The 25,740-nt window shown below is 67.2% G+C and carries 26 protein-coding genes; 16 read left to right on the top strand and 10 right to left on the bottom strand.

The window, feature by feature from the left end; translation table 11 throughout:
- Positions 1-2 precede the first annotated feature (2 nt).
- Both nrdR and BBA86_RS06380 read left to right on the top strand, forming a co-directional pair.
- Positions 3-482: a transcriptional regulator NrdR gene (gene nrdR, locus BBA86_RS06385; protein WP_065570799.1), complete on the top strand. Its 480-nt coding sequence runs from the start codon at positions 3-5 to the stop codon at positions 480-482.
- 32 nt (positions 483-514) lie between these two features.
- The gene (locus tag BBA86_RS06380; protein ID WP_065570798.1) at positions 515-1,534 is read left to right on the top strand and encodes a quinone-dependent dihydroorotate dehydrogenase; all 1,020 of its coding nucleotides are present in this window, start codon (positions 515-517) and stop codon (positions 1,532-1,534) included.
- Positions 1,535-1,601: 67 nt separating this feature from the next.
- On the opposite strand, the gene BBA86_RS06375 is transcribed toward BBA86_RS06380, so the two are convergent.
- Entirely contained in the window at positions 1,602-2,162 is a 561-nt protein-coding gene (locus BBA86_RS06375; RefSeq protein ID WP_065570797.1) for a DUF3043 domain-containing protein, read from the bottom strand.
- Between the two features lie 52 nt (positions 2,163-2,214).
- On the opposite strand from BBA86_RS06375, the gene BBA86_RS06370 reads away from it, so the two are divergent.
- The 5 genes from BBA86_RS06370 (at position 2,215) to BBA86_RS06350 (ending at position 7,278) form a co-directional block, all read left to right on the top strand.
- Positions 2,215-3,606, top strand: a complete 1,392-nt coding sequence (locus tag BBA86_RS06370) for a dipeptidase (protein WP_065570796.1) — start codon at positions 2,215-2,217, stop codon at positions 3,604-3,606.
- A 116-nt stretch (positions 3,607-3,722) separates the two neighbouring features.
- The gene (erpA, locus tag BBA86_RS06365) at positions 3,723-4,088 is read left to right on the top strand and encodes an iron-sulfur cluster insertion protein ErpA (RefSeq protein WP_065570795.1); all 366 of its coding nucleotides are present in this window, start codon (positions 3,723-3,725) and stop codon (positions 4,086-4,088) included.
- A gap of 113 nt (positions 4,089-4,201) precedes the next feature.
- Complete coding sequence (coxB, locus tag BBA86_RS06360; protein WP_065570794.1) at positions 4,202-5,101, top strand: cytochrome c oxidase subunit II; 900 nt, start codon at positions 4,202-4,204, stop codon at positions 5,099-5,101.
- Complete coding sequence (gene ctaD / locus BBA86_RS06355) at positions 5,101-6,843, top strand: cytochrome c oxidase subunit I (protein WP_065570793.1); 1,743 nt, start codon at positions 5,101-5,103, stop codon at positions 6,841-6,843. Before coxB ends, ctaD begins: the two co-directional genes overlap by 1 nt.
- A complete protein-coding gene (locus tag BBA86_RS06350; RefSeq protein WP_018186479.1) occupies positions 6,844-7,278 on the top strand; it encodes a cytochrome c oxidase subunit 4 in 435 nt (144 codons plus the stop codon).
- A gap of 380 nt (positions 7,279-7,658) precedes the next feature.
- Here BBA86_RS06350 and BBA86_RS06345 read toward each other — a convergent pair whose 3' ends face one another.
- The 5 genes from BBA86_RS06345 to BBA86_RS06325 form a co-directional block, all read right to left on the bottom strand.
- Positions 7,659-8,084 (bottom strand): rhodanese-like domain-containing protein, encoded by a 426-nt coding sequence (locus BBA86_RS06345; RefSeq protein WP_065570792.1) that lies wholly within the window; start codon positions 8,082-8,084, stop codon positions 7,659-7,661.
- Positions 8,085-8,162: 78 nt separating this feature from the next.
- On the bottom strand, positions 8,163-9,986 hold the full coding sequence (locus BBA86_RS06340; RefSeq protein WP_065570791.1) for a cytochrome b: 1,824 nt from the start codon (positions 9,984-9,986) through the stop codon (positions 8,163-8,165).
- On the bottom strand, positions 9,983-11,059 hold the full coding sequence (locus tag BBA86_RS06335) for a ubiquinol-cytochrome c reductase iron-sulfur subunit (protein WP_065570790.1): 1,077 nt from the start codon (positions 11,057-11,059) through the stop codon (positions 9,983-9,985). Before BBA86_RS06335 ends, BBA86_RS06340 begins: the two co-directional genes overlap by 4 nt.
- Positions 11,060-11,096: 37 nt before the next feature.
- Positions 11,097-11,897, bottom strand: coding sequence for a c-type cytochrome (locus BBA86_RS06330; protein ID WP_065570789.1), 801 nt, complete (start codon positions 11,895-11,897; stop codon positions 11,097-11,099).
- Between the two features lie 24 nt (positions 11,898-11,921).
- Entirely contained in the window at positions 11,922-12,566 is a 645-nt protein-coding gene (locus BBA86_RS06325) for a heme-copper oxidase subunit III (protein WP_065570788.1), read from the bottom strand.
- A 122-nt stretch (positions 12,567-12,688) separates the two neighbouring features.
- On the opposite strand from BBA86_RS06325, the gene trpD reads away from it, so the two are divergent.
- A complete protein-coding gene (gene trpD, locus BBA86_RS06320) occupies positions 12,689-13,741 on the top strand; it encodes an anthranilate phosphoribosyltransferase (RefSeq protein ID WP_065570787.1) in 1,053 nt (350 codons plus the stop codon).
- A gap of 7 nt (positions 13,742-13,748) precedes the next feature.
- Complete coding sequence (locus BBA86_RS06315) at positions 13,749-14,741, top strand: PHP domain-containing protein (protein WP_065570786.1); 993 nt, start codon at positions 13,749-13,751, stop codon at positions 14,739-14,741.
- A 4-nt stretch (positions 14,742-14,745) separates the two neighbouring features.
- On the opposite strand, the gene BBA86_RS06310 is transcribed toward BBA86_RS06315, so the two are convergent.
- The 3 genes from BBA86_RS06310 to BBA86_RS06300 are packed head-to-tail and all read right to left on the bottom strand — an operon-like array spanning position 14,746 to position 17,091.
- Positions 14,746-15,663, bottom strand: a complete 918-nt coding sequence (locus BBA86_RS06310; protein WP_065570785.1) for a 5'-3' exonuclease — start codon at positions 15,661-15,663, stop codon at positions 14,746-14,748.
- A gap of 16 nt (positions 15,664-15,679) precedes the next feature.
- The gene (locus BBA86_RS06305; RefSeq protein ID WP_223247039.1) at positions 15,680-16,510 is read right to left on the bottom strand and encodes a hypothetical protein; all 831 of its coding nucleotides are present in this window, start codon (positions 16,508-16,510) and stop codon (positions 15,680-15,682) included.
- A gap of 44 nt (positions 16,511-16,554) precedes the next feature.
- Entirely contained in the window at positions 16,555-17,091 is a 537-nt protein-coding gene (locus BBA86_RS06300) for a hypothetical protein (RefSeq protein WP_223247038.1), read from the bottom strand.
- A gap of 91 nt (positions 17,092-17,182) precedes the next feature.
- On the opposite strand from BBA86_RS06300, the gene BBA86_RS06295 reads away from it, so the two are divergent.
- The 6 genes from BBA86_RS06295 (at position 17,183) to uvrB (ending at position 24,965) form a co-directional block, all read left to right on the top strand.
- A complete protein-coding gene (locus BBA86_RS06295; RefSeq protein WP_065570783.1) occupies positions 17,183-17,602 on the top strand; it encodes a YchJ family protein in 420 nt (139 codons plus the stop codon).
- A 147-nt stretch (positions 17,603-17,749) separates the two neighbouring features.
- Positions 17,750-19,201, top strand: a complete 1,452-nt coding sequence (rpsA, locus tag BBA86_RS06290; protein ID WP_065570782.1) for a 30S ribosomal protein S1 — start codon at positions 17,750-17,752, stop codon at positions 19,199-19,201.
- A 100-nt stretch (positions 19,202-19,301) separates the two neighbouring features.
- Positions 19,302-21,014: a sensor histidine kinase gene (locus BBA86_RS06285; protein ID WP_223247037.1), complete on the top strand. Its 1,713-nt coding sequence runs from the start codon at positions 19,302-19,304 to the stop codon at positions 21,012-21,014.
- Positions 21,011-22,198, top strand: coding sequence for a diguanylate cyclase (locus tag BBA86_RS06280; protein ID WP_065570781.1), 1,188 nt, complete (start codon positions 21,011-21,013; stop codon positions 22,196-22,198). Before BBA86_RS06285 ends, BBA86_RS06280 begins: the two co-directional genes overlap by 4 nt.
- Positions 22,199-22,221: 23 nt before the next feature.
- Positions 22,222-22,818 (top strand): dephospho-CoA kinase, encoded by a 597-nt coding sequence (gene coaE, locus BBA86_RS06275; RefSeq protein WP_065570780.1) that lies wholly within the window; start codon positions 22,222-22,224, stop codon positions 22,816-22,818.
- A gap of 65 nt (positions 22,819-22,883) precedes the next feature.
- Complete coding sequence (uvrB, locus tag BBA86_RS06270; RefSeq protein ID WP_065570779.1) at positions 22,884-24,965, top strand: excinuclease ABC subunit UvrB; 2,082 nt, start codon at positions 22,884-22,886, stop codon at positions 24,963-24,965.
- Positions 24,966-25,015: 50 nt separating this feature from the next.
- Here the strand turns inward: uvrB and BBA86_RS14675 are convergent, their stop codons facing one another.
- Complete coding sequence (locus BBA86_RS14675; RefSeq protein ID WP_083199479.1) at positions 25,016-25,252, bottom strand: hypothetical protein; 237 nt, start codon at positions 25,250-25,252, stop codon at positions 25,016-25,018.
- Positions 25,253-25,292: 40 nt separating this feature from the next.
- Here BBA86_RS14675 and BBA86_RS06265 point away from each other — a divergent pair, with 40 nt between their 5' ends.
- A complete protein-coding gene (locus BBA86_RS06265) occupies positions 25,293-25,733 on the top strand; it encodes a MarR family winged helix-turn-helix transcriptional regulator (RefSeq protein ID WP_065570778.1) in 441 nt (146 codons plus the stop codon).
- Positions 25,734-25,740: the final 7 nt, after the last annotated feature.

Raw genomic sequence — 25,740 nt, 5'->3', positions numbered from 1 at the left:
CCATGCACTGCCCGTTCTGCCGCCACTCCGACTCCCGTGTCGTCGACTCGCGCACGAGCGACGACGGTCTCAGCATCCGCCGCCGCCGTCAGTGCCCCGAATGCGGCGGCCGATTCTCGACCATCGAGACCGCGAGCCTCAACGTCATCAAGCGCTCCGGGGTGATCGAGTCGTTCAGTCGCGAGAAGGTGATGTCGGGCGTTCGCAAAGCGTGCCAGGGTCGCCCGGTCACCGAGGCGGACCTCGCAATGCTCGCCCAGGCCGTCGAGGAGTCGGTCCGTCAGACGGGTGTCTCGCAGATCGACACGAACGAGATCGGGCTCGCGATCCTCGGCCCGCTCCGCGAACTCGACGAGATCGCATACCTCCGGTTCGCCAGCGTCTACCAGGCGTTCGAGACGCTCGACGATTTCGATGCGGCGATCGCGCTGCTGCGCGCGGACCAGGCGCAGCGCGCTCCCCGCGAGGACGCCTCGGCGTAACGCCGCGGACGCCGCCTCTAGGCTGGGAGCCGATGTACCGACTCCTCTTCGACCTCGTCCTGCGCCGGCTCGACCCCGAGACCGCCCATCACCTCGGTATGGCGGTTATTCGCCTGGCCGCCGTGCCTCCGTTGTCCGCGATCGCACGCGGACTGACTCGACCCTCCCCGGAGCTTCGGACCGAGGCGCTCGGCCTCGTCTTCGACTCACCCTTCGGCATCGCCGCCGGGTTCGACAAGAACGCGGTCGGGGCGCTCGGCCTTCATGCCCTCGGTTTCGGGCACATCGAAGTGGGCACGGTCACGGCGATCGCACAGGACGGCAATCCGCGCCCCCGTCTGTTCCGCCTGCCCGCGGATCGCGCGCTGATCAACCGCATGGGGTTCAACAACGAGGGTGCGGCGGTGGTCGCGGAGCGCCTCGCCCGGATGCGTCGTCGCCGTCGGCGCCCCGTCCTCGGCGTCAACATCGGGAAGTCGCGGGTCGTCGACGTCGCCGACGCCACCTCGGACTACGTCGCCAGCACACGACTGGTCGCGCCCGTCGCCGACTACCTCGTCGTCAATGTCTCGTCCCCGAACACGCCCGGACTGCGCGGGCTGCAAGCCGTAGAGACCCTGCGCCCGCTGCTGACGGCGGTGAAGGATGCCGCCGGCGACACACCCCTGCTCGTGAAGATCGCGCCGGACCTCTCCGACGACGAGATCGACGGCATCGCGACGATGGCGGTCGACGCCGGTCTCTCAGGGATCGTGGCGACGAACACGACGATCGCCCGGACCGGATTGACCACGGATGCCGATCAGGTCGACGCCATGGGCGCGGGTGGACTCTCCGGCGCTCCCTTGCGCGAGCGCTCGCTGGAGGTGCTGCGCCGGGTGCGGGCGGCGGTCCCTGCCGAATTCTGCGTCATCGCCGCCGGAGGAGTGGAGACGGCTGATGACGTGCGCGAACGGCTCGCGGCGGGTGCCGATCTCGTTCAGGGTTACAGCGCGTTCGTCTACCGCGGACCGTTCTGGGGGCGGCAGATCAACCGCGGCCTGGTGCGCTGACCGGCGGCATCCCGTCGGAACGACGAAGGGCCCGCACGATCCTGTGCGGGCCCTTCGCGATGACAGTTCAGTTCGGGTATTCGCCGCGCTTGACCTGCGGCTTCGGGAGGCGCATGAAGCGCATCTGCACCGACCGCATCGCGGCGTACCAGCCGAGGCCCTTCTCGCGACGGTCGCCCCACTTGGCGGCAGCCAGCTTCTTCACCTTGCGGGAGAGGAGCGCCATGTCGGCGACCACGAACAGCAGGTAGGCCCAGAGTCCGACGTAGGCGTAGAACACGATCGCCGTGTTGGGAACGAGGGCGAAAAGGATGACGATCACCAGCAGCGGCATGATGAGCTCACCGAAGTGCCATCCGGCATCGGTGTAGTCGCGGGCGAATCGGCGCTGGGGTCCGCGATCCCGTGGAGTCAGGTACCGCTCGTCCCCGTTCGCCATGCCGACGCGGGCCTTCTCGCGCTGTGCAGCAAGCTCCGCCTTCGCGCGGGCGCGCGCCTCCTTCGTGTTGGCGACGAGGGGCCGCTTGCGCGCCGCTTCCTGCTCGGCGCGCGTCGGCGTCGGGCGGTTCTTCCCCGAGCCGGCGGGGGCGTCGGGGGTGGTGTCAGCGGGGGGCGGTGTCTTTGCCACGGGGCGGTTCCTCGGAATCGGCGAAAAAGGCGTGCCCCATAAGATTACCCGCATGACTTCCGACACCACCCGGTCCGCTGCGGTGCGGGAGGCGGCCCTCACCCAGGTCCCCGCCGCTCTCGCCGATCTGGGAGCCCTCGTCCGCATCCCCTCCGTCGCCTTCCCCGGGTTCGATCGGTCCGAAGTGCAGCGCAGCGCCGAGGCGGTGAAGGCTCTGGTCGACGATCTCGGCATCTTCGAGCGGGTCGAGATCAAGACCGCTGTCGTCCCCGAGACGGGGGAGGAGGGGATGCCGGCCGTCCTTGCGACCCGAGCGCCTCGGAACGGTCGGCCCACGATCCTGCTCTACGCGCACCACGACGTGCAGCCTGTCGGCGATGAGTCGCTGTGGGAGTCGCCGCCCTTCGAGCCGACGCTCCGCGACGGTCGGATCTACGGTCGCGGCGCCGCCGACGACAAGGCCGGGATCATGGCTCACCTGGGTGCGCTCCGCGCACTGAAAGAGGCGCTCGGTGACGACTTCGACCTCGGTGTGAACCTGTTCTTCGAGGGCGAGGAGGAGGCGGGATCCACGTCCTTCGCGCAGTTCCTGAGCGACAACGCCGATGCGCTCCGTGCCGATGTCATCGTCGTCGCGGATTCGGGCAACTGGGACTCCGAGACCCCGGCGCTGACGGTGTCGCTGCGCGGCAACGCGCGCTTCACTCTCGACATCGAGACGCTCGACCATGCCTCGCATTCGGGGATGTTCGGCGGGGCCGTTCCGGACGCGATGATGGCGGCCGTCACTCTTCTGGCGACCCTCTGGGACGAGGATGGTGCCGTGGCGGTCGAGGGACTGGAGTCCCGGGATGCCACGACCCCGCCCTATACCGAGGAGACGCTTCGGAGCGAAGCAGGACTGCCGGACGGAGTCTCGCCCATCGGGCGCGACGAGATCCTGAGCCGGATCTGGAACAAGCCGTCCATCACCATCACGGGGATAGACGCGCCGAGTGTCCGCAACGCCTCCAACACCCTGTCGCCGAAGGTCTCCGTCGTCATCAGCACCCGGGTCGCGCCGGGTCAGGCGGCGTCGGAGGCGTTCGACGCGATTGAGGCGCACCTGCGCGCGCACGCGCCGTTCGGAGCGCGCGTGAGTTTCCGCGACGTCGACTTCGGCAACCCTTTCCTCGTCGACACCTCGGGTCCGGCCGTCGAGAAGGCGCGCGCCGCTCTCGAGAGCGGATACGGCCGCACCCCTGTCGACATCGGCGTGGGCGGGTCCATCCCGTTCATCGCGGACCTCGTCCGGGAGTTCCCGGGCGCGGAAATCCTCGTGACCGGTGTGGAAGACCCTCACGCGCGGGCGCATAGTCCGAACGAATCGCTCCACGTCGACACGTTCCGCCACGCGCTGCTGTCCGAGGCGCTTCTGCTGGAATCCCTCGACGCGTCCGACTGATCCGCGCGGGCGGATCACCGCGTCGCCGGGCCGGACCGTGCGACGAGACGTAGAATCGACTCAGCACGCCGCCCCCGTTCCTGAAGAGCACTGGCGGCCCGACCATGGGGAGAGTCATGACCGACATCGCCACGCAGTCCACCGAGACCGTTCCCGCGCACGGCGTCGCCCTCACCGAGGCAGCGTCCGACAAGGTGAAGAGCCTGCTCTCGCAGGAGAACCGTGACGACCTGCGCCTGCGCGTGGCCGTGCAGCCGGGCGGATGCTCGGGCCTGATCTACCAGCTCTACTTCGACGAGCGTTACCTCGACGGTGACAAGACGGTCGACTTCGACGGCGTCGAGGTGATCGTCGACGACATGTCGGTGCCGTACCTCGACGGCGCGAAGATCGATTTCAAGGACACGATCTCGGAGCAGGGCTTCACGATCGACAACCCGAATGCTGCGGGCAGCTGCGCCTGCGGCGACAGCTTCCACTGATCCATCCCAGGTTCCCTCCCGGGCCCCGGCATCCTGAGCGGATGGCCGGAATCCCGTAAGAGGTTGCCCTAGACTGGCATGAGTCTGACCTTCATGTCCCCGAAAGGTGCACCGTGCGCGTCAACCGCCGACTCCGTTGGGTAGCCCTCCCGCTCGCGATCGCCTCCGCGGTCACGCTTGCGGCGTGCAGCCCCACGACAGCGAACGGCTTCCTCCCCGGCTTCGACGAGGGAGGCGGGCAGGCGACGAACCACACGTCGATGATCGCGGGCCTCTGGACCACGTCGTGGATCGTCGTCCTCGCCGTCGGTGTGATCACGTGGGCCCTGATGGGCTGGGCGGCGATCGCCTACCGTCGGCGCAAGGGGCAGTCGGGTCTTCCCGTCCAGCTGCGTTACAACATGCCGATCGAGATGTTCTTCACGATCACTCCGGTCATCCTCGTCCTGGGCTTCTTCGCCTTCACGGCGCGGGACCAGGCGATCCTCGAGACGCAGTACGAGAACCCCGACGTGTGCGTCACGGCGATCGGCAAGCAGTGGGCGTGGGACTTCCAGTACAACGGCAACAACTGCGATGACCCGCAGGACCCGGTGTGGACCATGGGCGTCCAGGCGCAGACCGACGCCGAGGGCAACATCACCAACGACATCCCCGAGCTCGTTCTGCCTGTGAACAAGAAGGTCACGCTGCAGCTCGAATCGCGCGACGTCATCCACTCGTTCTGGATCGTGGACTTCCTCTACAAGAAGGACATGTACCCCGGTCGCGAGAACTACTGGTCCTTCGAGCCCACGAAGGAAGGCACGTTCGTCGGCAAGTGCGCCGAGCTGTGCGGCCAGTACCACTCGATGATGCTCTTCAACGTGAAGGTCGTCTCCGAGTCCGAGTACGAGAACTACATCGCGTCGCTGAAGGCAAAGGGTCAGACCGGCGACATCGACGACGCATTCGACCGGCAACAGAACGCGCCCGGCACCGGCGCGCCCGCCGCTGAGGGAGCACACAACTGATGGCCACCATCGCACCTCCGGCCCCGACGCTTCCCCCTCGCCAGGCTGCGCTCCTCAGCAGCTCGCGCGTCGAGCACAAGGGCAACATCGTCGTCAAGTGGATCACCTCCACCGACCACAAGACGATCGGGTACATGTACCTGATCGCCTCGGTCCTGTTCTTCATGCTCGGTGGCGTCATGGCCCTGATCATCCGTGCCGAGCTCTTCGAGCCCGGCATGCAGATCGTGCCGACGAAGGAGCAGTACAACCAGCTCTTCACGATGCACGGCACGATCATGCTGCTGATGTTCGCGACGCCGTTGTTCGCAGGTTTCGCCAACGCGCTGCTGCCCCTGCAGATCGGTGCTCCCGACGTGGCGTTCCCGCGTCTGAACGCGTTCGCGTTCTGGCTCTTCACCTTCGGATCGACGATCGCCGTCGCCGGCTTCCTCACCCCGCAGGGTGCGGCGGCCTTCGGGTGGTTCGCTTACCAGCCGCTGGCAGGCGAGAGCTTCAGCCCCGGCGCCGGTGGTGACCTGTGGATGCTGGGTCTCGGCATGAGTGGTTTCGGCACGATCCTCGGTGGTGTCAACTTCATCACCACGATCATGACGATGCGAGCACCCGGTATGACGATGTGGCGTATGCCGATCTTCAGCTGGAACACCCTCGTCACCAGCATCCTGATCCTCATGGCGTTCCCGGTCCTCGCGGCGGCGATCTTCGCAGCTGCGGCGGACCGCATCCTCGGCGCTCACATCTACGACCCGGCCAACGGCGGCGTCCTGCTCTGGCAGCACCTCTTCTGGTTCTTCGGACACCCCGAGGTCTACATCATCGCCCTGCCGTTCTTCGGCATCGTGTCGGAGATCTTCCCGGTGTTCAGCCGCAAGCCGATCTTCGGATACAAGACCCTCGTCTACGCGACGATCGCGATCGCCGCACTCTCCGTCTCGGTGTGGGCCCACCACATGTACGTCACCGGCGCGGTCCTCCTGCCGTTCTTCGCGCTGATGACGATGCTCATCGCCGTCCCGACGGGCGTGAAGATCTTCAACTGGATCGGCACGATGTGGCGAGGTTCGATCACCTTCGAGACCCCGATGGTGTTCGCGCTCGGCTTCCTCGTCTCCTTCGTCTTCGGTGGTCTGACCGGCATCATCCTGTCGTCGCCCCCGCTCGACTTCCATGTGTCGGACTCGTACTTCGTCGTCGCGCACTTCCACTACGTCGTCTTCGGCACCGTCGTATTCGCGATGTTCGCCGGCTTCTACTTCTGGTGGCCCAAGTGGACCGGCAAGATGCTCAACGAACGTCTCGGCCTCGTGCACTTCTGGCTGCTGTTCATCGGATTCCACATGACCTTCCTCATCCAGCACTGGCTGGGAGCGGACGGCATGGTCCGCCGCTACGCGGACTACTCGGCAGCGGACGGATGGACCTGGCAGAACCAGGTCTCGACGATCGGGTCGATGATCCTTGCGGCATCCATGGTTCCGTTCCTCCTGAACGTCTGGATCACGGCTCGAACCGCACCGCGCGTCACGGTCAACGACCCGTGGGGCTACGGTGGTTCGCTCGAGTGGGCGACCAGCTGCCCGCCGCCGCGTCACAACTTCACGTCGATCCCGCGGATCCGCAGCGAGCGGCCCGCCTTCGACCTGAACCACCCCGAAGCCGGCATCCCCGTCGGCGTGGGTCCTGCGAAGGACGCACCCGACGCTCCGGTGGTCGATCTGTCGAACGGTGAGGTCAAGTAAGTGAAGACCAACGTCAACCTCTGGTGGGTGCTGTCGGCGTTCTTCGCCCTCGTCGCCGTCGTGTACGTCGGGTGGAACATCCTGGCCCACCCGCAGCTGCCGGTGTTCAACCGGATCGAGTGGGTCGGATCCGTCGGCCTGGTCTTCGTGACGATGATGGCCGCGATGATCGCGTTCTACTCCAGCCGCGTCGAGAAGGCTCAGGGCGGCACGCTGCCCGAGGACTCGCTGACGGCGGACATCGATGACGGTGACCCCGAGATGGGGGAGTTCTCGCCCTGGTCCTGGTGGCCACTCGTCCTCGCGGGCTCGGCAGCGATCGCCTTCATCGGGCTGGCTGTCGGAGAGTTCATGATCCCGATCGGCGTCGGCATCTTCGTCGTCGCCATCGTCGGCTGGGTTTACGAGTACTACCGGGGTTACTTCGCCCGCTGAGCCTCGCGTCTTCACGCAGGCGTCAGTTCGGACGTCGGTTCCCTTCTTCTCACAACGCCGTCCGCCGCAACCGTGGCGGACGGCGTTGGCGTTCGTCCGTACCGCGATCTCGTTTCGGCCGCGGATGCACGACCTCAGCGCCGTGGCTGCTGGGCACCGAAGGCCACCGGCCCGGCGGAGGTGGCCTCGACCCGCCCGCTCCGGAACCTCACTGCCGGCGGAAACGGTGAGGACGACTTCGGCGTGCGCGACTTCGGCAGGCGGCACCTGCGGCCGCCCGCCTTCCCTGCGAGCCTCGTCGCGCGAGAACGTGACCGCGGTGGTCTCTGCAGTTCGGGAGGATGCCGGACGGACTGGCGACGGCGTGAGGCGTTACGAGATCATGGCGCCGCGCGGACGGGCATGACCAGCGGGTCGAACCGGCGGGGGATCGGCCCACGGACATCCTCCACCGGCAGGCCCTCCCTCGCCCAGTACTCGAAGCCACCGACCATCTCCCGCACCGCGTAGCCGAGGCGTGCGAACTCGACCGCCCCGCGCGCGCCGCCATTGCATCCAGGGCTCCAGCAGTAGACGACGACCGGGACGTGCGGCGCGATCTCGGTCGCGGCCCGCGCCACGATCTCGCGATGGGGCATGTGGATCGCACCCGCAGCGTGCCCTTGATCCCACGCCTCGGCGTTGCGCACGTCGACGAGGACGAACTGTTGACTCGCCCGCTGTGCCGCATAGACGTCGCTCGGGTCGGTCTCGACGAGGAGTTTCGTCTCGAAGTAGGACAGGACGGATGCGGGGGAGAGGGTCATGACATCGACGCTACGGGCACGAGAAAGCGGCGGGGTCCGACCTTCCGGTCAGACCCCGCCGCTTTCCTGCCAGAGCGATCAGTCGCTCGGTCGGTTGTCCTTCTTGGGAGACTCCTCGTCCACCACGATGATGTTCGAGGGACGGTTGGCGGTCTCCGGGTTGTGTCCGTCGTCGATCGGGTGGAGCGGGGCATCCACGGCGCCGGCACGCTCGTGTGCGCCGCGGATCTCTTCCTGCTCCTCGTGATCGATGTGCTCGAGCTCGTGGTGCTGGTGAGCGATCGCCGCATTCACCTCGGCCTGCGTGACCGGGGACAGGCGGTCCTCGAAGAACCAGCGCGACAGCGACGCGCGGAAGTTCTCGTGCCACGGGATGCGGCCGTTGTCGTTCGGCCGGACGACCAGGGGCTCGTGAATCTCGAAGTCGATCAGCTTCACGCGCTCATAGGCGTCGACCGGCTGGTGGACCTCGATGTACTCGCCGCCGGGCAGGCGGACGATGCGACCTGACTCGTAGCCGTGGAGCGCGATTTCGCGGTCCTTCTTCTGCAGCGCGATCGCGATGCGCTTCGTGACGAAGTAACCGACGATCGGGCCGACGAACAGCAGCGCCTGCAACGTGTGGATCACGCCTTCCATCGTGAGGTGGAAGTGCGTCGCGATGATGTCCGACGAGGCCGCGGCCCACAGGACGGCGTAGAAGATGACACCGGCCACACCGATCGCGGTGCGCGTCGGGGCGTGACGCGGGCGCTGAGCGATGTGGTGTTCACGCTTGTCGCCGGTGACCCACGCCTCGATGAAGGGGTAGATCGCGACGAGGACGATGAACAGACCGAGCACGGCGACAGGCAGAAGGATGCCGAACGACCAGGTGTGGTCGAACAGGACCACGTCGAGGTTCGACGGTGCCAGACGCAGCGCGCCGTCGGCGAACCCGATGTACCAGTCGGGCTGAGTACCCGCCGAAACGGGGGAGGGGTCGTACGGTCCGTAGTTCCAGATCGGGTTGATCGTGAACATCGAGGCGATGAGCACGAGCACGCCGAACGTGATGAAGAGGAAGCCGCCCATCTTCGACATGTAGATCGGGACCATCGGGTAGCCCACGACGTTGTCGTTCGTGCGGCCGGGGCCGGCGAACTGCGTGTGCTTGTTGATGATCATCAGCATGAGGTGCGCCGCGATCAGGGCGATCAGGATCAGCGGGAGCAACAGGATGTGGAGGGTGTACAGGCGTCCGACGATCGCATTGCCGGGGAACTCCCCGCCGAAGAGGAGATACGAGGTCCACGTGCCGATCAGGGGGAGGCCCTTGATCATGCCGTCGATGATGCGGAGGCCGTTACCCGAGAGAAGGTCGTCCGGGAGCGAGTAGCCCGTGAAGCCGAGCGCCATCGCGAGGATGAACAGCACGAAACCGATCACCCAGTTGAGCTCGCGCGGCTTCCGGAACGCACCGGTGAAGAAGACACGGAGCATGTGCACGCCGATGGCGGCGATGAACAGCAGCGCGGCCCAGTGGTGGATCTGACGGACCAGGAGTCCGCCGCGGAGGTCGAACGAGATGTGGAGGGTCGACTCGAGGGCGGCCGACATCTCGATGCCACGCAACGGAACGTAGGCGCCGTCGTAGTGGGTCGGAGCCATCGACGCTTCGAAGAAGAAAGTCAGGAACGAGCCCGACAGGAAGACGACGACGAAGCTCCACAGAGCGATCTCGCCGAGCATGAACGACCAGTGGTCGGGGAAGATCTTGCGACCGATCTCCTTGACGAGGCCCGAGATGCTCGTGCGCTCGTCGATGTAGTTCGCCGTCGCGCCGATGAACCGGCCGCCGAGGGGCTTGTCGGCCGGCGTGGCGAGGGCGGTCGCCGGCGCTGATTCAGTCGAGGTGCTCAATGACGCTCCCAGAAGCTGGGCCCAACGGGCTCTTCGAAGTCGCTCTTGGCGACGAGGTAGCCCTCTGCGTCCACGGTGATCGGCAGCTGCGGGAGCGGCCGCGCGGCAGGGCCGAAGATGACTTCGGCACCGCGCGACACGTCGAACTGCGACTGGTGGCAAGGGCAGAGAAGGTGGTGGGTCTGCTGCTCGTACAGCGCGACGGGGCATCCGACGTGCGTGCAGACCTTCGAGTACGCCACGATCCCGTCGTAGGACCAGTCGAGGCGGTTGTACTCGGCGGGGAGCTGCTCGGGGAGCAGACGCATGAGGAGGACGATTGCTTTCGCCTTCTCCTCCAGGTAGCCCTCGAGGTGACCGAGATCCTTGAGGGACTCGGGGATGACATGGACCGCTGATCCCAGCGCGACGTCAGCCGCGCGGATGGGCAGGCCGGAAGGGTCGTGCGCGAGACGCTCGCCTTCCGTCCACATGGTGTGCTTCAGGAGGGCGACCGGGTCACCGGCCAGCGGGTTCTCCTCGGAGGAGTGCGGAGCGAGGCCCCGGAAGAGCGTCACGCCGGGGACGATCGACGCGACGACCGCCGCGATGAGACCGCCTCGGATAGCGGTGCGACGACCGAAGCCGGATTCTTCGTTCGCCTCACGGAAGACGTTGACGGCCGCTTCGCGCGTCGACTCCTTACCGCGGGTCGAGTGTCGCGCCTCGATGTGCTCCTTGTCGGGCATGATCGCCTTCGACCAGTGGATCGCAGCGATGCCGATGGTCAGCAGAGCGAACCCGATGCCGAGGCCGATGAAGAGGTTGTTGCTCCGGATGTCTCCGAATTCACCGCTTTCGATCGGGAAGAGCATGTACGCCGCGACGGCCCAGAGGCTGGCGGCGAGTGAGATGTAGAACAGCGTGTAGACGGTGCGGACCGCGCGGCTCATCGCCGCCGGGTCCTTGTCGGTCATCCGCTCACGGTGGGGCGGCAGACCGGGGTTCTGCACGGGGTCGGCGACCGCGACGACGAGTCCCGACGAAGGCTGGTGAGCCTTCTCGAGCGCCTGCGGCTCTTCCTCGTGTGACATTGTGCTCCTCGTCCTGGAATTCTTCGTCAGTGTTACGTCAGTTGGACTTCGCGGTGATCCACACCGAGATGCCGATCAGTGTGCCGATGCCGAAGATCCAGATGAACAGGCCTTCGGAGACCGGGCCGAGGGAGCCGAGGGTGAAACCACCCACGGGCTCGCTCTTCTGCAGGTACATGAGCGACGAGATGATGTCGCGCTTCTCATCGGGCGTGATCGTCATGTCGTTGAACACCGGCATGTTCTGCGGGCCGGTGACCATCGCGGCGTAGATGTGCAACGGGCTGGTCTTGGTCAGCGCGGGGGCGTACTTGCCCTCGGTCAACGCGCCACCGGCTGCGGCGACGTTGTGGCACATCGCGCAGTTGATGCGGAACAGTTCCGCGCCTTGGGTGAGGTCGCCCTCCCCGTCGAGGATCCGCTTGTCGGGATAGGTCGGGCCGGGTGCGACCGACTGGACCCACGAGGCCATCGCCTTGATCTGGTCTTCCGTGAACTGCGGAGCCTTCTGCGGGGCCTGCGGGCCCTGGGCCTGCAGCGGCATGCGGCCCGTGGAGACCTGGAACTCGACCGACAGCTCTCCGACGCCGTACAGCGACGGGCCGTCAGCCGTTCCCTCGAGGTCGAGGCCGTGGCAGGTCGCGCAGTTGGCCTGGAACAGCTTCTTGCCGTCCTCGACGGTCAGCGTTGATGCCGAGTCGCTCGAGGATGTCGAAGCCATCGCTGCAGACGCGCCGGCGTAGATGCCACCCGTCAGCAGCAGGCCGACGCCAATCAGAGCGGCGGCCGCCCACTTGCTGCGACGGCCCGTCTGCCGACGCGGGGTCTTGGATGCCATTGAGGAACTCAGCTCCGCTCTGTATTACCGGATGAAGTAGATGACGGCGAAGAGGATGATCCACACGACGTCGACGAAGTGCCAGTAGTAGGACACGACGATCGCGGAGGTCATCTCCTTCCGGCCGAAGTTCTTGACCGCGAACGCACGGCCGATGATGAGGAGGAAGGCGATGAGGCCACCCGTCACGTGCAAGGCGTGGAAACCGGTCGTGATGTAGAAGGCGGAGGCGTAGGAGTCCTCGCTGATCGGCAGGCCTTCGGCGACCAGGGTCGCGTACTCCCACACCTGGCCCGAGACGAAGACGGCGCCCATGATGAACGTCAGGTAGAACCACTCGACCATGCCCCACTGGCGGAAGTTCCAGATCGAACCGCGGCGGTAGGGCTGGAAACGCTCGGCGGCGAAGACGCCGGCCTGGGCGGTGAACGAGGACAGCACCAGGATGAGCGTGTTGACGGCCGCGAACGGCACATTCAGCAGCTCGGTGCGGCTGGCCCACAGCTCCGGCGAGGTGTTGCGGATCGTGAAGTAGATGGCGAAGAGGCCGGCGAAGAACATGACCTCGCTGCCCAGCCACACGATCGTGCCGACGGCAACGGGGTCCGGTCGTTTCACCGAACGCAGCGCCTGGTTGTATGTCGCGGGAGTGGTCGTCACGCTCCCCATTATGGCCGATGTTGGGGGAGGGTTTCGCATTCCTGAAGGTACTTCCGTCTTTCCTTGCCGTCAGGGCGGCCGATGGGCCCGCCGGGAGTCGCCTGTCAGAGTGCTGAGTAGGATCGGGGGTCATGGCGGACATGTACTCCTGGCCCGAGATCCTCACCACGGTGCTGGACGGGAAGGACCTCAGCGTGTCCGAATCGACCTGGGCGATGCGTCAGGTGATGCAGGGGGACGCGACGCCCTCGCAGCTCGCCGGCTTCCTGGTCGGTCTTCGCGCGAAAGGCGAGACTGTCGATGAGATCGTCGGCTTCCGGGACGCCATCCTCGAGGCGGCAGTGCCTCTCCCGGTGCGGGCTGACGTGCTCGACATCGTCGGCACCGGCGGTGATCGTTACGGGACAGTGAACGTCTCGACGACCGCGTCGGTCGTCGTGGCGGCCAGCGGCATCCCGGTCGTCAAGCACGGCAACCGCGCGTCGAGTTCGAAGTCGGGCTCGTCCGACGTGTTGGCGGCACTCGGCGTCGACCTCGCCCAGTCCCCGGAGCGGGTCGCTCAGGTGCTCGACGAGGTGGGCATCACATTCGCGTTCGCGTCGGCGTTCCACCCCGGCTTCCGGCACGCGGGGCCGACGCGCGCTGAGCTCGGCATCCCGACCGTGTTCAACTTCCTCGGGCCACTCTGCAATCCGGCGCGTGCCGAGGCGAACGCAGTCGGCGTCGCCCATCTCGACCGCGTCCCGCTGATCACCGGCGTGTTCCAGACCCGCGGGGCGACAGCGCTGGTCTTCCGCGGGGATGACGGCTTGGATGAGCTCACGACGACCGGCCACAGCCGGGTGTGGGAGATCAGCCGCGGCGATGTGCGCGAGCATGACCTCGATCCTCGGGATCTCGGCATCCCTCGTGCGGAGATCGCGGACCTGCTCGGCGGCGATGCGATCCACAACGCGGGTGTCGTGCGGCGGGTTCTGGACGGCGAGGCGGGGCCGGTGCGCGACATCGTCCTGTTGAACGCGGCCGCCGGGATCGTGTCGTACCGCCTGTTCCGGGATGCCGCCGAGCTGCAACGCCCCTTCGTGGAACGCCTTGCGGACGCATACGCCGAGGCGACGGCGGCGGTCGACTCCGGTGCCGCCCGCGCGAAGCTCGACGCCTGGGTCGCCGCGAGCGGACGCTGAGACGGTCATGGACCCTGTCGAGGCGCTCACCGAGATCGCGGAGCTCCTCGAGCGCGACCGGGCCTCGCGGTACAAGTCCAAGGCGTTCCGCACTGCGGCTCAGACTCTCACCGGGTTGAGCGCCGACGAGCGGGCGGACGTGGGTCGACTCCGATCACGCAAGGGCATCGGAGACTCCACGTACAAGGTGATCGCAGAGGCTCTCTCAGGGCGGGTTCCGGCGTATCTCGCCGAACTGCGCGAACGCGTCGCGCCCGTGGAGCCTTCCGGCCTTCGCATGCTCCTGCGCGGTGACCTTCACGCGCACTCCGACTGGTCCGACGGGCTGACGCCGATCGATCTCATGGTCGACGCGGCCCGCACCCTCGGGCACGAGTACCTGGCGTTGACCGATCACTCGCCCCGGCTGCGCGTCGCGCGCGGGCTGTCGGCGGAGCGCTTGCGGGAGCAGCTGGACCTGATCCCGGACTTCTCCGACGACTCGTTCACGCTCCTGAGCGGCATCGAGGTCGACATCCTCGATGACGGTTCACTCGATCAGACGGATGACCTGCTGCGATCGCTCGATGTCGTGGTCGCCTCCGCGCATTCGGCCCTGCGCATGGAGCGGGCGTCGATGACGCGCCGACTCGTCGCTGCGGCATCCGATCCTCGCGTGGACGTCCTCGGTCACGTGACCGGGCGACTCGTGTCGGGGTCGCGGGGAACGCGTCCGCCGTCGGTCTTCGATGCGCGAGCAGTGTTCGAGGCGTGCGCGGAGCACGGCACCGCGGTCGAGATCAACTCGCGTCCTGAGCGGGAGGACCCGCCGGACGACCTGCTCGCGCTCGCGTTGGAGATCGGATGCCTGTTCTCCATCGATTCCGATGCGCACGCGCCCGGACAGCTGTCGCTCCTCGACCACGGGGCTGCGCGAGCTGAACGTGCGGGGGTGCCGGCGGAACGGATCGTCACCACGTGGCCGTTGACGCGGCTGCGCGAATGGAAAGCCACCCGCTGAGTCGTCAGGACCGGTTGGTCAGAGCGTCCGCCGCGCGGGTGATGGAAGAGCCGAGCGACCAGGCTTCCGCGAGCGTGTCGACGTCCGCTCTGCCCGGGGCGGTGATCCGAGAGTCGGGGGCGGGGAGTGGGAGGTCTCGCACCACCTCGACCACACGCAGTGCGACGTCCAGATAATCCGAGGCGGCCAGGATCTTCGTTCGCACTCCCGCGCTCATGCCCTCTCCCGCCTCGGCCGCCCGTCGGATGCCCGCGAGGTCGCCGTGTGCAGCGAGAAGGGTGGCGGCGGTCTTCTCGCCCACGCCCGCAACGCCGGGCAGGCCGTCCGAGGCATCCCCGCGCATCGCGGCGAAGTCCGCGTACTGCGAGGGCAGGATGCCGTACTTGGCGACGATCGCGGCATCCGTCAGCTCTTCGAGCTTGCTCATCCCGCGGCCGGTGTAGATGACGCGGATGCCGCGGGCGTCGTCGACGAGTTGGAAGAGGTCGCGGTCGCCGGTGATCACGTCGACCGGGATGGTGCTCGTCGAGGCGAGCGTCCCGATGACGTCGTCGGCTTCGTGCTCCGAAGCGCCGATGATGGGGATGCCGAGCGTGCCGAGCGTTTCGCGGATCACGGGCACCTGGATCTCGAGCGGATCCGGGATCTCTTCGACGTCCGGTGCCGCGGCCACGGACTCGGCGACGCGGTGTGCCTTGTAGGACGGGATGAGGTCGACGCGCCACTGCGGCCGCCAGTCGTCGTCCCAGCATGCGACCAGGTGGGTCGGCTCGTAGGTGGTCACGAGCTTCGCGATCATGTCGAGGAACCCGCGCACCGCATTCACGGGGCGGCCATCGGGGGCCTTGACTGTGTCGGGCACACCGTAGAAGGCGCGGAAGTAGAGGCTCGCGGAGTCCAGCAGCATGAGGCGTTCGGTCACGCGCTCATCCTCGCACTCAGCAGCCGGGACCGCCCGGGTCCTCGTCGCAGGTGCGCTGCACGAGGGCGGTCTCGACGTCGACGATCCGGATGACGGTGGTCGGTGTGTCGATTTGGAGCAGACCGGCGATGGGGAACCAGCCGCCGCCGGCATCCGCCTCGGCCGCGTAGCGAATCGTGGCGCCCGCCTGGTACTCACCTGCCGCGTCGTAGCTGTGGCTGGTGTCGGTCGCGGTGAACTGGGGAACGCCGAGGTCTTCCCATGACGTGCCGGCGGTCCTGGTCTCCCGCACGGCGCCATCGCCATACGCGAAGGCGTACGAGACGGGCGTGAAGCGGACTGTGACCGGGATGTCGAAGATCTCGCCCCTGACGACGTGCTGCTCGGCGCCCACAACGAAGTTGGTGGGCATCCCCACGACACCCATGCCGTCGGGTTCACCGACGATCGGCGGCGGCGCGGGCGCGAACTCCGCGACGTCCTGGATGGTCGCCGTCGTCGGGTCGGGTGCGACGGGGGCGTCGGGTTCGGCCGGTGGCAGCTCGGCCTGTTCGGTGCCGGGGATCGGTGCGCCGCCCGGCGCGACGGAGGCGCCCGCGCACGCCTGGTTGAACGCGCATTCCGCGAGCCACTCGTCGCGGGTCCGGCCGCCGGGGTAGACGGCGTCGGGGTTCGGTGGCGGAGGAGGCGCGATCGACGAGCCGCCGCCGCGAGGGCCGCTCTGCGGACGATCGGGGGACGACGACTCACCGCGGGTCGCTCCGATAGAGACGGATGACCCGTTGTTCGAGGTCTCGCACGTGGTGACCCACCCGCCTCCACTGCAGGCGCTCGAGGACTGTGGCACCTGTGCAAGGGGAGCGAGGGCAACTAGCATCGCGACGACTCCCGTCAGCATGCCGGCTGTCCATCGCGTCCGTCGAGAGCGATGATCTTGAACTCGCCCTGGCTAGCGTCTCGTTGCAGTGTGACCAGAACGCTTTGAACGTCGGGGCGTTCAGCCGCGACGACGGACTTTCCCGCAGGATCCTTCACGTCGACCTGGGAAACGTCGACGCAGCTGGCCAAGCGCGCGCGGCCGGTCCCCGGGTCCCAGTCGACCGGCTCAAGTACCGTCAGTTTCGACTGGCCGGCGACCGTCAAGTCGTCCGCGTGATAGGCGCTCAAGGTTCTGCGCTCCTGGTCAGCCGCATCGCCCGACGTCAGCGCGTACACGGGCTCGAAGGTCGCCGGGTCGGACAAATCGACATCATTCAGAGCGTCGACGTACGCACGGTAGGTCGCCTCCGCGGCGGCGAAGGCCTCCTCCTCAGAGGCGAACCCGGTCGATGTCGGCGACGGCGTGGGGGAGGCGGTCGGGGCGCACGCCGAGAGGGCGGCGGCGAGAGCGGTCGCGGCCAGCAGCGCTGCGGTGCGTCGAGCGATCATGCGACCACGGTAGTGAACCCGCATCGCTTCTCCACGGGTTGTCCACAGCGCGTAGGCTCACTCGGGTCTTTGTTCCGTGTGGGGAGGAATCATGTCGTTCGGGGCCGCGGCATCCGCTCATCGAGGGCGTCGACTCGCCGCCGAGGCGGCGTGTCCGTGCGGTCGGCGCGATTTCGGTTCCTGCTGCGGGCCGGTGCTCGACGGGCAGGCGGCCGAAACGCCCGAGGACCTCATGCGGTCGCGGTACACCGCGTTCGCGCTCGGCGACGCCCGGCACCTCGTCGACACGTGGTTCCCGGGAACTCGGCCCGACGACCTGACGATCGATCCCGACACGGAGTGGATGGGGCTCGTCGTCCTCGATTCGGACACCGCGTCGGACGGCCGCTCCGGCCGCGTGCGATTCCGCGCGTCCTGGCGCGAGGGCGCCGCCCGCGAAGTCGCGACGATGGAGGAGGACAGCCGCTTCGTCCGCCGGGTCGGACGCTGGTACTACGTGGATGCCCTCTGATAGCATGGAGCGTCGCACGCGTGGCTCATCCGCCGTGCGCTCGCGACATCGCAACGACAACCACTCTGCTCCGAGCGGCTGCCGCACGTCCTCGTGCGGACGAGCCCCGGAGCCTGATCACAACACCATCCAAGGACAACCCCCTACATGACTAACGCAACGACCGCCCCGGCCACCAAGCAGGTCGCCATCAACGACATCGGATCTGCTGAGGACTTCCTGGCCGCGGTCGAGAAGACCCTGAAGTTCTTCAACGACGGAGACCTCATCGAAGGCACCGTCGTGAAGATCGACCGCGACGAGGTCCTCCTCGACGTCGGCTACAAGACCGAGGGCGTCATCCCCTCGCGCGAACTGTCGATCAAGCACGACGTCGACCCCAACGAGGTCGTCAACGTCGGCGACCAGGTCGAGGCTCTCGTCCTCCAGAAGGAGGACAAGGAAGGCCGCCTGATCCTCTCCAAGAAGCGCGCACAGTACGAGCGTGCCTGGGGAGACGTCGAGAAGATCAAGGAGAACGACGGCGTCGTCACCGGTTCCGTCATCGAGGTCGTCAAGGGTGGCCTCATCGTCGACATCGGCCTCCGCGGCTTCCTGCCCGCGTCGCTCATCGAGCTGCGCCGCGTCCGCGACCTCACGCCGTACCTCGGCCAGGAGATCGAGGCGAAGATCCTCGAGCTCGACAAGAACCGCAACAACGTGGTCCTCTCGCGCCGCGCTCTGCTCGAGCAGACGCAGTCCGAGTCGCGCTCGAACTTCCTCAACAACCTCCACAAGGGCCAGGTCCGCAAGGGCACCGTCTCGTCGATCGTCAACTTCGGTGCGTTCGTCGACCTCGGTGGCGTCGACGGTCTCGTCCACGTCTCGGAGCTTTCGTGGAAGCACATCGAGCACGCATCCGAGGTCGTCGAGGTCGGCCAGGAGGTCACCGTCGAGATCCTCGAGGTCGACCTGGACCGCGAGCGCGTCTCGCTGTCGCTGAAGGCGACGCAGGAGGACCCGTGGCAGGTCTTCGCCCGTACCCACGCAATCGGTCAGGTTGCTCCGGGCAAGGTCACCAAGCTCGTTCCGTTCGGTGCGTTCGTCCGCGTCGCTGACGGCATCGAGGGCCTCGTGCACATCTCCGAGCTCTCGGGCAAGCACGTCGAGCTCGCCGAGCAGGTCGTCTCCGTCGGTGAAGAGGTCTTCGTCAAGATCATCGACATCGACCTCGAGCGTCGCCGCATCTCGCTCTCGCTCAAGCAGGCCAACGAGTCTGTCGACCCCAACGGCACCGAGTTCGACCCGGCGCTCTACGGCATGGTCACCGAGTACGACGAGAACGGCGAGTACAAGTACCCCGAGGGCTTCGACCCCGAGACCAACCAGTGGAAGGAAGGCTTCGACGAGGCCCGCCTCGCCTGGGAGGCCGAGTACGCGGCTGCTCAGGGTCGCTGGGAGGCTCACAAGGCCGCTGTCGCCAAGGCTCTCGAGGCCGAGGCTGCTGCTCCCGCCGACTCGGGCTCGTCGTCCTTCTCGTCCGAGGTCTCCGGCGGCGCCGGCACCCTCGCCGACGACGAGGCGCTCGCTGCTCTTCGCGAGAAGCTGTCCGGTCGCTGATCGACAACACCTGAATCGAGGGGTCGGAGCCGTGTGCTCCGGCCCCTCGGTCGTTGTACCGACGGATGCCGACGGGCCTGGCGCCCGGTAACGTGCAGGTGTGGCCCAAGAGAACGAAGGATCGACCGCGGATCGATCGTCGTCCGACCGGGCGGCTACGCGTGTGCATCGCTTCTTCGACGCCCCGTCGCGTCAGCTCCCGCTGACCGAGCTCCGGGACAGGGTCGCCGCCAACAATCAGATTCTCCTGACGGCGATCGTGGCGGCGATCTTCCTATCGGGTCTGCCCAGCGGATGGCTCGCCGATGCTCCGCAGTTCGCGCCCGGCGTCATCATCGTCGTCGTCGCTGCCCTTGCGAGTCTGGCCGTCCCCTGGTCACGGCTCCACCCGTCCTGGGTCGCAGTCATCCCTCTCCTCGACATCGTCGCGATCGGGCTCATGCGCACGTCGGACGTGCCGGGGATCGGTCTGCTCTGGGCGTTTCCGACGATGTGGCTGTCCTCGATGGGTCGACTGTGGTTCATCGTCGCCTGCGTCGGTTCCATCGGCTCGTACTGGGTCGCTCTGCTGTTCGTTCCCGACTTCCAGCTCACCTGGGCGGTCATCGTCCTCCCGGCCGTCGTCATAGCCATCGGGGCATCCACCTACAACTCGACACGTCGTTTCCTCGCTCAGCGTGTCCTGCTCGATCGTCAGGCGCAGCGCCTCACGGCGGCGCTCCGTCACGCGAGTCGACAGGAGCAACTGCTGACGGAGGTCCTCGACACCGTCGATTTCGGCGTCCTTCGCGTGGGCGCCGACGGCGAGATCACCTTCGTCAACGACGCCCTCGGTCGGTTCCAGCAGCGGATCCCCGGATTCGGCAGGGCCGATGGTGGCGAGCTGATCTTCGCCGCCGACGGGGAGACACCGCTGGCGACCGAGGATCGTCCGCTGTCCCGCATCATCCGGGGGGAGACCTTCAGCGACGTCGTCGTCTGGTACGCGGTCTCGGACTCCCGCCGTGCGGCTCTGAGTCTGACGGCGCGGCGCATGCGGGATGCCGACGGCAATCCGGCGGGCGTGGTCCTCGTCGCGCGCGACGTGACCGACGAGCGCACGGCGCTCAAGGCGCGGGACAGTCTGGTCGCTTCCGTCTCGCACGAATTGAGGACACCGCTCACGTCGATCCTCGGCTACCTGGAGCTCGTCCTCGACACCGAGGACCTCTCCGAATCGGTGCGCCGTCAGGTGGACGTCGCGTACCGGAACAGTGAAAGGCTGCTCGGCATCGTGTCCGGCATCCTGGCGGCGTCCACGGCGTCGCGGATGTCAGCGGAAGTGACGATCTCACCCGTGATGCACGACCTGGGGTCCGTCGTTCGGGCATCGGCATCCGACCTCACACCGATCGCCCGCGAGCGCGCCATCCGGATCGAGTCCGACGACGTGCTGGAGACCCCGGCCTTCGTCGACCCCGCCCGGATCCGTCAGGTAGCCGACAACCTCATCAGCAACGCCATCAAGTTCAACCGGGACGGCGGCTCGATCACCCTCAGCAGCTCCACGGACGGTGATGTCTCGTGGTTCCTCGTGCGCGACACCGGGATCGGTCTGACGCCCGAGGATCAGGATCGGCTGTTCGAGCGGTTCTTCCGAGCGGAGTCCGGCGTTGCAGGGACAGGGCTGGGGCTCGCCATCAGCCGGGAGATCGTCCGGGCGCACGGCGGCGACATCACCGTGACCTCGACCAAGGGCAAGGGTACGACGTTCATGGTCCGGCTGCCGGCGAGGGCAGCCGTCGCGGGCTCGGCAGGGAAGGGCGAAGGATGACACTGGATCTCTTCTCGGTGACGGTCATGACGGCGCTCGTCGCCTTCGTCGCCACCGGCATCTTCGTCATCGAGACGCTGCGCCGCCGCGACGCCGGGGCGGGGCGTCTGTGGGCGGTCGCATACTTGTGCGGCACGGCCACGTCGTTCGCCTACATCACCTGGGCGGCGGGCATCGGGGGAGCGGTGGCGATCGCCATCGGGAACTCCGCGTTCGCCCTCACGCCTGCGTTCATGTGGCTGGGGAACCGCCGCTTCAACGACCGCCCCATCGGATGGTCGTCGGTGATCGTCGGTGCCCTCGCCGTGACCACGTTCCTCGCCGCCGTCATCCGCGTCCCGGTCGAGGGCGCGTGGGGCGGATGGGCCGTCATGGCCGCCCATATCGTGGTGTTCTTCCTGGCCGGCGGCTGGGAGGCGATGCGTCGACCCATGGGCCGTATCGGCAACGCCCACCTCCTGTCGGTGGTCCTGTTCGCCGGGGCGGCCTTCTACGGGGCTCGCCTCCTCGTCTTCGTCCTCGACGGTCCCGAGGGGACCTTCTTCCTGACATGGTTCGGTTCCATCTCGGCCAACATCGCGACCGTCGTCCTGACGATGGTCGCCGTCGTGGTCACCTCCATCCTGCGCGCGGCGAAGAGCGCGACCCAACGGTACGAATGGCTCAGCGAGAACGGCGTCGCGGCCGACGGCATCCTGTTGGGGCGCACCTACCGCGACGCGCTGCGAGACATGACCGAACGTGCCGGGTGGCGCCGGGAACTCGTCAGCGTGATCATCGTGCACGTCGACGGACTGGACGAGATGGCGGCCGCGTTCGGGTCGGATGCTGCGGACGAGCTCGCGGCGCAGTGGCGGCGGTCGGTCCGGCGTCACGCGCCGGCATCGGCTTTCGTCGGGGAGGACGGTGACGCCACGTTGGCCGTGTGCGGCGTGGCGACGACCGCGGCGGACGCACGGCGGCAGGGTGCGGCGATCTACCGAGGGTGCATCGACGACCTCGCCGACAACCCGACGGGTCTTCTTCCGGTCGTCGGAATCGGCGTCGGGCTGACGGAGACGGTCGGCTACGACCCGACCGTCCTGATGAACGCCGCTCGGGAGGCGGCGATGCGAGCCTCTCGGAGCCTCGAGGCATCCGTCTTGTTCGGCGGTCTCGAGGAAGCGCGTTCGCACCTGGCCTGACGCAGCCGTGGCATCCTCGGAGGGTGCCTCTCATCGCGCTGACCGGCGGAATCGCCTCGGGGAAGTCCACCATCGCTCGCCGGCTCGCCGAACACGGTGCCGTGGTCGTCGACGCCGACGCGCTCGTCCGAGAGGTGCAGCGACCCGGCTCGCCGGTCCTCGATGCGATCGCAGCCGAATTCGGAGTCGACATGGTGGCCCCGGGCGGCGAGCTGGACCGGGCCGGACTCGCGTCACGCGTGTTCGGCGACCCGGATGCCGTCGGTCGCCTCAACGCGATCGTCCACCCCGCGGTGCGCGCCGAGTCCGCCCGACGCTTCCGCGCCGCTCTCGATGCGGACGCGGACGCGGTCGTCGTCTACGACGTGCCCCTCCTGCTGGAGGCGCGCGCGGAGGATCCGTGGGAGCTGATCGTCGTGGCGCACGCTCCGGCGGAGCTGCGCCGGGAGCGGCTCCTCTCGCTGCGCGGCATGACCCCCGCTGACGCGGATGCACGGATGGCCGCCCAGGTGGACGACGCGAGGCGGTTGGCGATCGCCGATGTCGTCATCGACACAGCCGGTTCTCTCGACGAGACGATCGCGCAGACCGACGAGCTCTGGAACCGCCTCACCGCCTGATCGCGCTCCGCACGCCGACGGCGAACGACGGAGCCGGTGTCGGAGGTCCGGCCTACGCTGGATCCATGCAGACCACGCGATCCGTTCGGCCGTTCGAGGTCATCAGCGAGTACGTCCCCAGCGGCGACCAGCCGCAGGCGATCGCCGATCTCGCCGCGCGCATCAACGCGGGCGAGACGGACGTCGTGCTGCTCGGCGCGACGGGTACCGGCAAGTCCGCGACCACGGCGTGGCTCATCGAGCAGGTCCAGCGGCCGACACTCGTGATGGCTCACAACAAGACGCTCGCGGCGCAGCTCGCGAACGAATTCCGCGATCTCCTGCCGAACAACGCGGTCGAGTACTTCGTCAGCTACTACGACTACTACCAACCCGAGGCCTACGTTCCCCAGACGGATACCTTCATCGAGAAGGACTCCTCGATCAACGCCGAGGTGGAGCGGCTGCGCCACTCGACGACGAACTCGCTGCTGAGTCGGCGCGACGTGGTCGTGGTGTCGACCGTCTCGTGCATCTACGGCCTCGGCGCCCCGGAGGAGTACCTCCGGGCGATGGTCGCCCTGCAGGTGGGGGAGCGGTACGACCGCGACGCCCTCATCCGCAAGTTCATCGCGATGCAGTACAACCGCAACGACGTCGACTTCTCGCGCGGTAACTTCCGCGTGCGGGGCGACACCATCGAGATCATTCCGGTGTACGAGGAGTTCGCCGTGCGGATCGAGCTCTTCGGCGACGAGATCGAAGCGCTGTACATGCTGCACCCGCTCACAGGCGATGTGGTGCAGAAGCTCGAGAGCGTCCCGATCTTCCCGGCATCCCACTACGTCGCCGGTACCGAAACGGTCCAGCGCGCCATCGGCACGATCGAGCACGAGCTCCAGGAGCGGCTGAAAGAGTTCGAGTCGCAGGGCAAGCTCCTCGAGGCGCAGCGACTGCGCATGCGCACGACATTCGACCTCGAGATGCTGCAGCAGCTCGGGTTCTGCTCGGGCATCGAGAACTATTCGCGTCACCTCGACGGCCGGATGCCGGGCGAGGCGCCGCACACGTTGCTCGACTTCTTCCCCGACGACTTCCTGTTGGTCATCGACGAGTCCCACGTGACCGTGCCGCAGATCGGTGCGATGTACGAGGGGGATGCCTCCCGCAAGCGCACCCTCGTCGACCACGGGTTCCGGTTGCCGAGCGCGATGGACAACCGTCCGTTGCGCTTCGACGAGTTCAAGCAGCGCATCGGCCAGAGCGTCTACCTGTCGGCGACCCCCGGGAAGTACGAGATGGGGATCGCCGACGGTGTGGTCGAGCAGATCATCCGTCCGACGGGTCTCATCGACCCCGAGATCATCGTCAAGCCGTCGAAGGGGCAGATCGACGACCTGCTCGAAGAGATCCGAGTACGGGTCGATAAGGACGAGCGCGTACTGGTGACGACGCTGACGAAGAAGATGGCGGAGGAGCTCACCGACTTCCTCGGCGAGCACGGCGTGCGGGTGCGTTACCTGCACTCGGACGTCGACACGCTCCGCCGCGTCGAGCTGTTGACCGAGCTGCGCCAGGGCGTCTACGACGTGCTCGTCGGCATCAACCTCCTTCGAGAGGGTCTCGACCTCCCCGAAGTGTCACTCGTGGCGATCCTGGATGCCGACAAGGAGGGATTCCTCCGGTCGGGGACATCTCTCATCCAGACGATCGGTCGTGCGGCGCGAAACGTGTCAGGTGAAGTGCACATGTACGCCGACAAGATCACCGACTCGATGGCGGCCGCGATCGAGGAGACCGAACGACGTCGCGAGAAGCAGATCGCCTACAACCTCGAGCACGGCATCGACCCGCAGCCGCTGCGGAAGAAGATCGCGGACATCACCGACGCCCTCGCCCGAGAGGCGAGCGACACGCGCGACATGATGGACAGCCGCGGCAAAGGCAAGACGAAGTCGGGCAAGGGCAAGAGCCCGACACCACAGCTCCGCCGCGAGGGGATCGCCGCGGAGGGGGCGAACCAACTCGAGGCCACGATCGAAGATCTCACCCGGCAGATGCTGGCGGCTGCCGACGAACTGAAGTTCGAGCTCGCGGGGCGTCTTCGCGACGAAGTGCAAGACCTCAAGAAGGAGCTGCGGGCGATGGAGCGGGCAGGTCACGCCTGACCGGGCGATGGAGCGGGCAGGTCACGCCTGACCGGGCGCTGCGAGCGCGGTCAGGGACAGTGCATGAGGGGGCGCTCGCCGGTGCGGTCGAACGTGTGCTGAGACATCGGCCGGCCGCATAGGGGGCACGCGCGCTCGGTACGCACCGGTTCCGGCTCGGTCTCGTACGGGCCGACGGATGCAGGGCCGGCGTACCGGATGAGACGACTGTTCCACCACTTGTAGAAGCCGCCTGCTGCGCGGATGCGTTGACGGAGTGGGGGTCGAGGTTCCCGGTCATCGTCCATAATGATTAGTGTACTAACTATTAGTGGGATGAGGATCGGAATGAACGACGACGTGTTGAGGCTGGAGAGCCAGCTCTGCTTCGCGATCGTGACCGCGGCACGCAACGTCGTCTCGATCTACCGTCCGATCCTCGAGCCCCTCGGTCTCACCCACCCGCAATACCTGGTGATGCTGGCGCTGTGGGAGAAAGACCCGCAATCGCTGCGAGAGCTGGCAGCTGTTCTGGCCGTGGAACCCGCCAGCCTGTCCCCGACGATCAAACGCCTGGAGTCGCAGGGGCGTGTGGTGCGTCGGCGTCGCGCGACCGACGAGCGTGTCCTGGACATTGCGCTGACGGACGAGGGTCGCGCCCTTCGCGAGAGCGCGCTGGACGTTCCGCGACAGGTGATGGAGCGCGTCGGGCTCGCCGCCGACGACGTCGAGCGCCTCCGGGACGGGTTGCAGCCCTTCGCCGGGAGCCGCACGACGGTAGCGGACTGATCGCCCG

This window comes from Microbacterium oleivorans (assembly GCF_001691565.1).
GTDB classification, from domain to species: domain Bacteria; phylum Actinomycetota; class Actinomycetes; order Actinomycetales; family Microbacteriaceae; genus Microbacterium; species Microbacterium oleivorans_B.
Note: the sequence above shows the minus strand (reverse complement) of the source record. Positions and strands in the feature narration are given on the sequence as shown.

Bases quoted from the DNA above. Each gene is read 5' to 3' on its own strand.
- BBA86_RS06315 (WP_065570786.1), top strand. From the start codon at position 13,749: ATGGACCCTGTCGAGGCGCTCACCGAGATCGCGGAGCTCCTCGAGCGC.
- BBA86_RS14675 (WP_083199479.1), bottom strand. From the start codon at position 25,252: ATGGACGATGACCGGGAACCTCGACCCCCACTCCGTCAACGCATCCGC.
- rpsA (WP_065570782.1), top strand. From the start codon at position 17,750: ATGACTAACGCAACGACCGCCCCGGCCACCAAGCAGGTCGCCATCAAC.
- BBA86_RS06300 (WP_223247038.1), bottom strand. From the start codon at position 17,091: ATGATCGCTCGACGCACCGCAGCGCTGCTGGCCGCGACCGCTCTCGCC.
- BBA86_RS06280 (WP_065570781.1), top strand. From the start codon at position 21,011: ATGACACTGGATCTCTTCTCGGTGACGGTCATGACGGCGCTCGTCGCC.
- ctaD (WP_065570793.1), top strand. From the start codon at position 5,101: ATGGCCACCATCGCACCTCCGGCCCCGACGCTTCCCCCTCGCCAGGCT.
- BBA86_RS06295 (WP_065570783.1), top strand. From the start codon at position 17,183: ATGTCGTTCGGGGCCGCGGCATCCGCTCATCGAGGGCGTCGACTCGCC.
- erpA (WP_065570795.1), top strand. From the start codon at position 3,723: ATGACCGACATCGCCACGCAGTCCACCGAGACCGTTCCCGCGCACGGC.
- BBA86_RS06325 (WP_065570788.1), bottom strand. From the start codon at position 12,566: ATGGGGAGCGTGACGACCACTCCCGCGACATACAACCAGGCGCTGCGT.
- BBA86_RS06345 (WP_065570792.1), bottom strand. From the start codon at position 8,084: ATGACCCTCTCCCCCGCATCCGTCCTGTCCTACTTCGAGACGAAACTC.
- trpD (WP_065570787.1), top strand. From the start codon at position 12,689: ATGGCGGACATGTACTCCTGGCCCGAGATCCTCACCACGGTGCTGGAC.
- BBA86_RS06330 (WP_065570789.1), bottom strand. From the start codon at position 11,897: ATGGCATCCAAGACCCCGCGTCGGCAGACGGGCCGTCGCAGCAAGTGG.
- uvrB (WP_065570779.1), top strand. From the start codon at position 22,884: ATGCAGACCACGCGATCCGTTCGGCCGTTCGAGGTCATCAGCGAGTAC.
- BBA86_RS06265 (WP_065570778.1), top strand. From the start codon at position 25,293: ATGAACGACGACGTGTTGAGGCTGGAGAGCCAGCTCTGCTTCGCGATC.
- nrdR (WP_065570799.1), top strand. From the start codon at position 3: ATGCACTGCCCGTTCTGCCGCCACTCCGACTCCCGTGTCGTCGACTCG.
- BBA86_RS06380 (WP_065570798.1), top strand. From the start codon at position 515: ATGTACCGACTCCTCTTCGACCTCGTCCTGCGCCGGCTCGACCCCGAG.
- BBA86_RS06335 (WP_065570790.1), bottom strand. From the start codon at position 11,059: ATGTCACACGAGGAAGAGCCGCAGGCGCTCGAGAAGGCTCACCAGCCT.
- BBA86_RS06370 (WP_065570796.1), top strand. From the start codon at position 2,215: ATGACTTCCGACACCACCCGGTCCGCTGCGGTGCGGGAGGCGGCCCTC.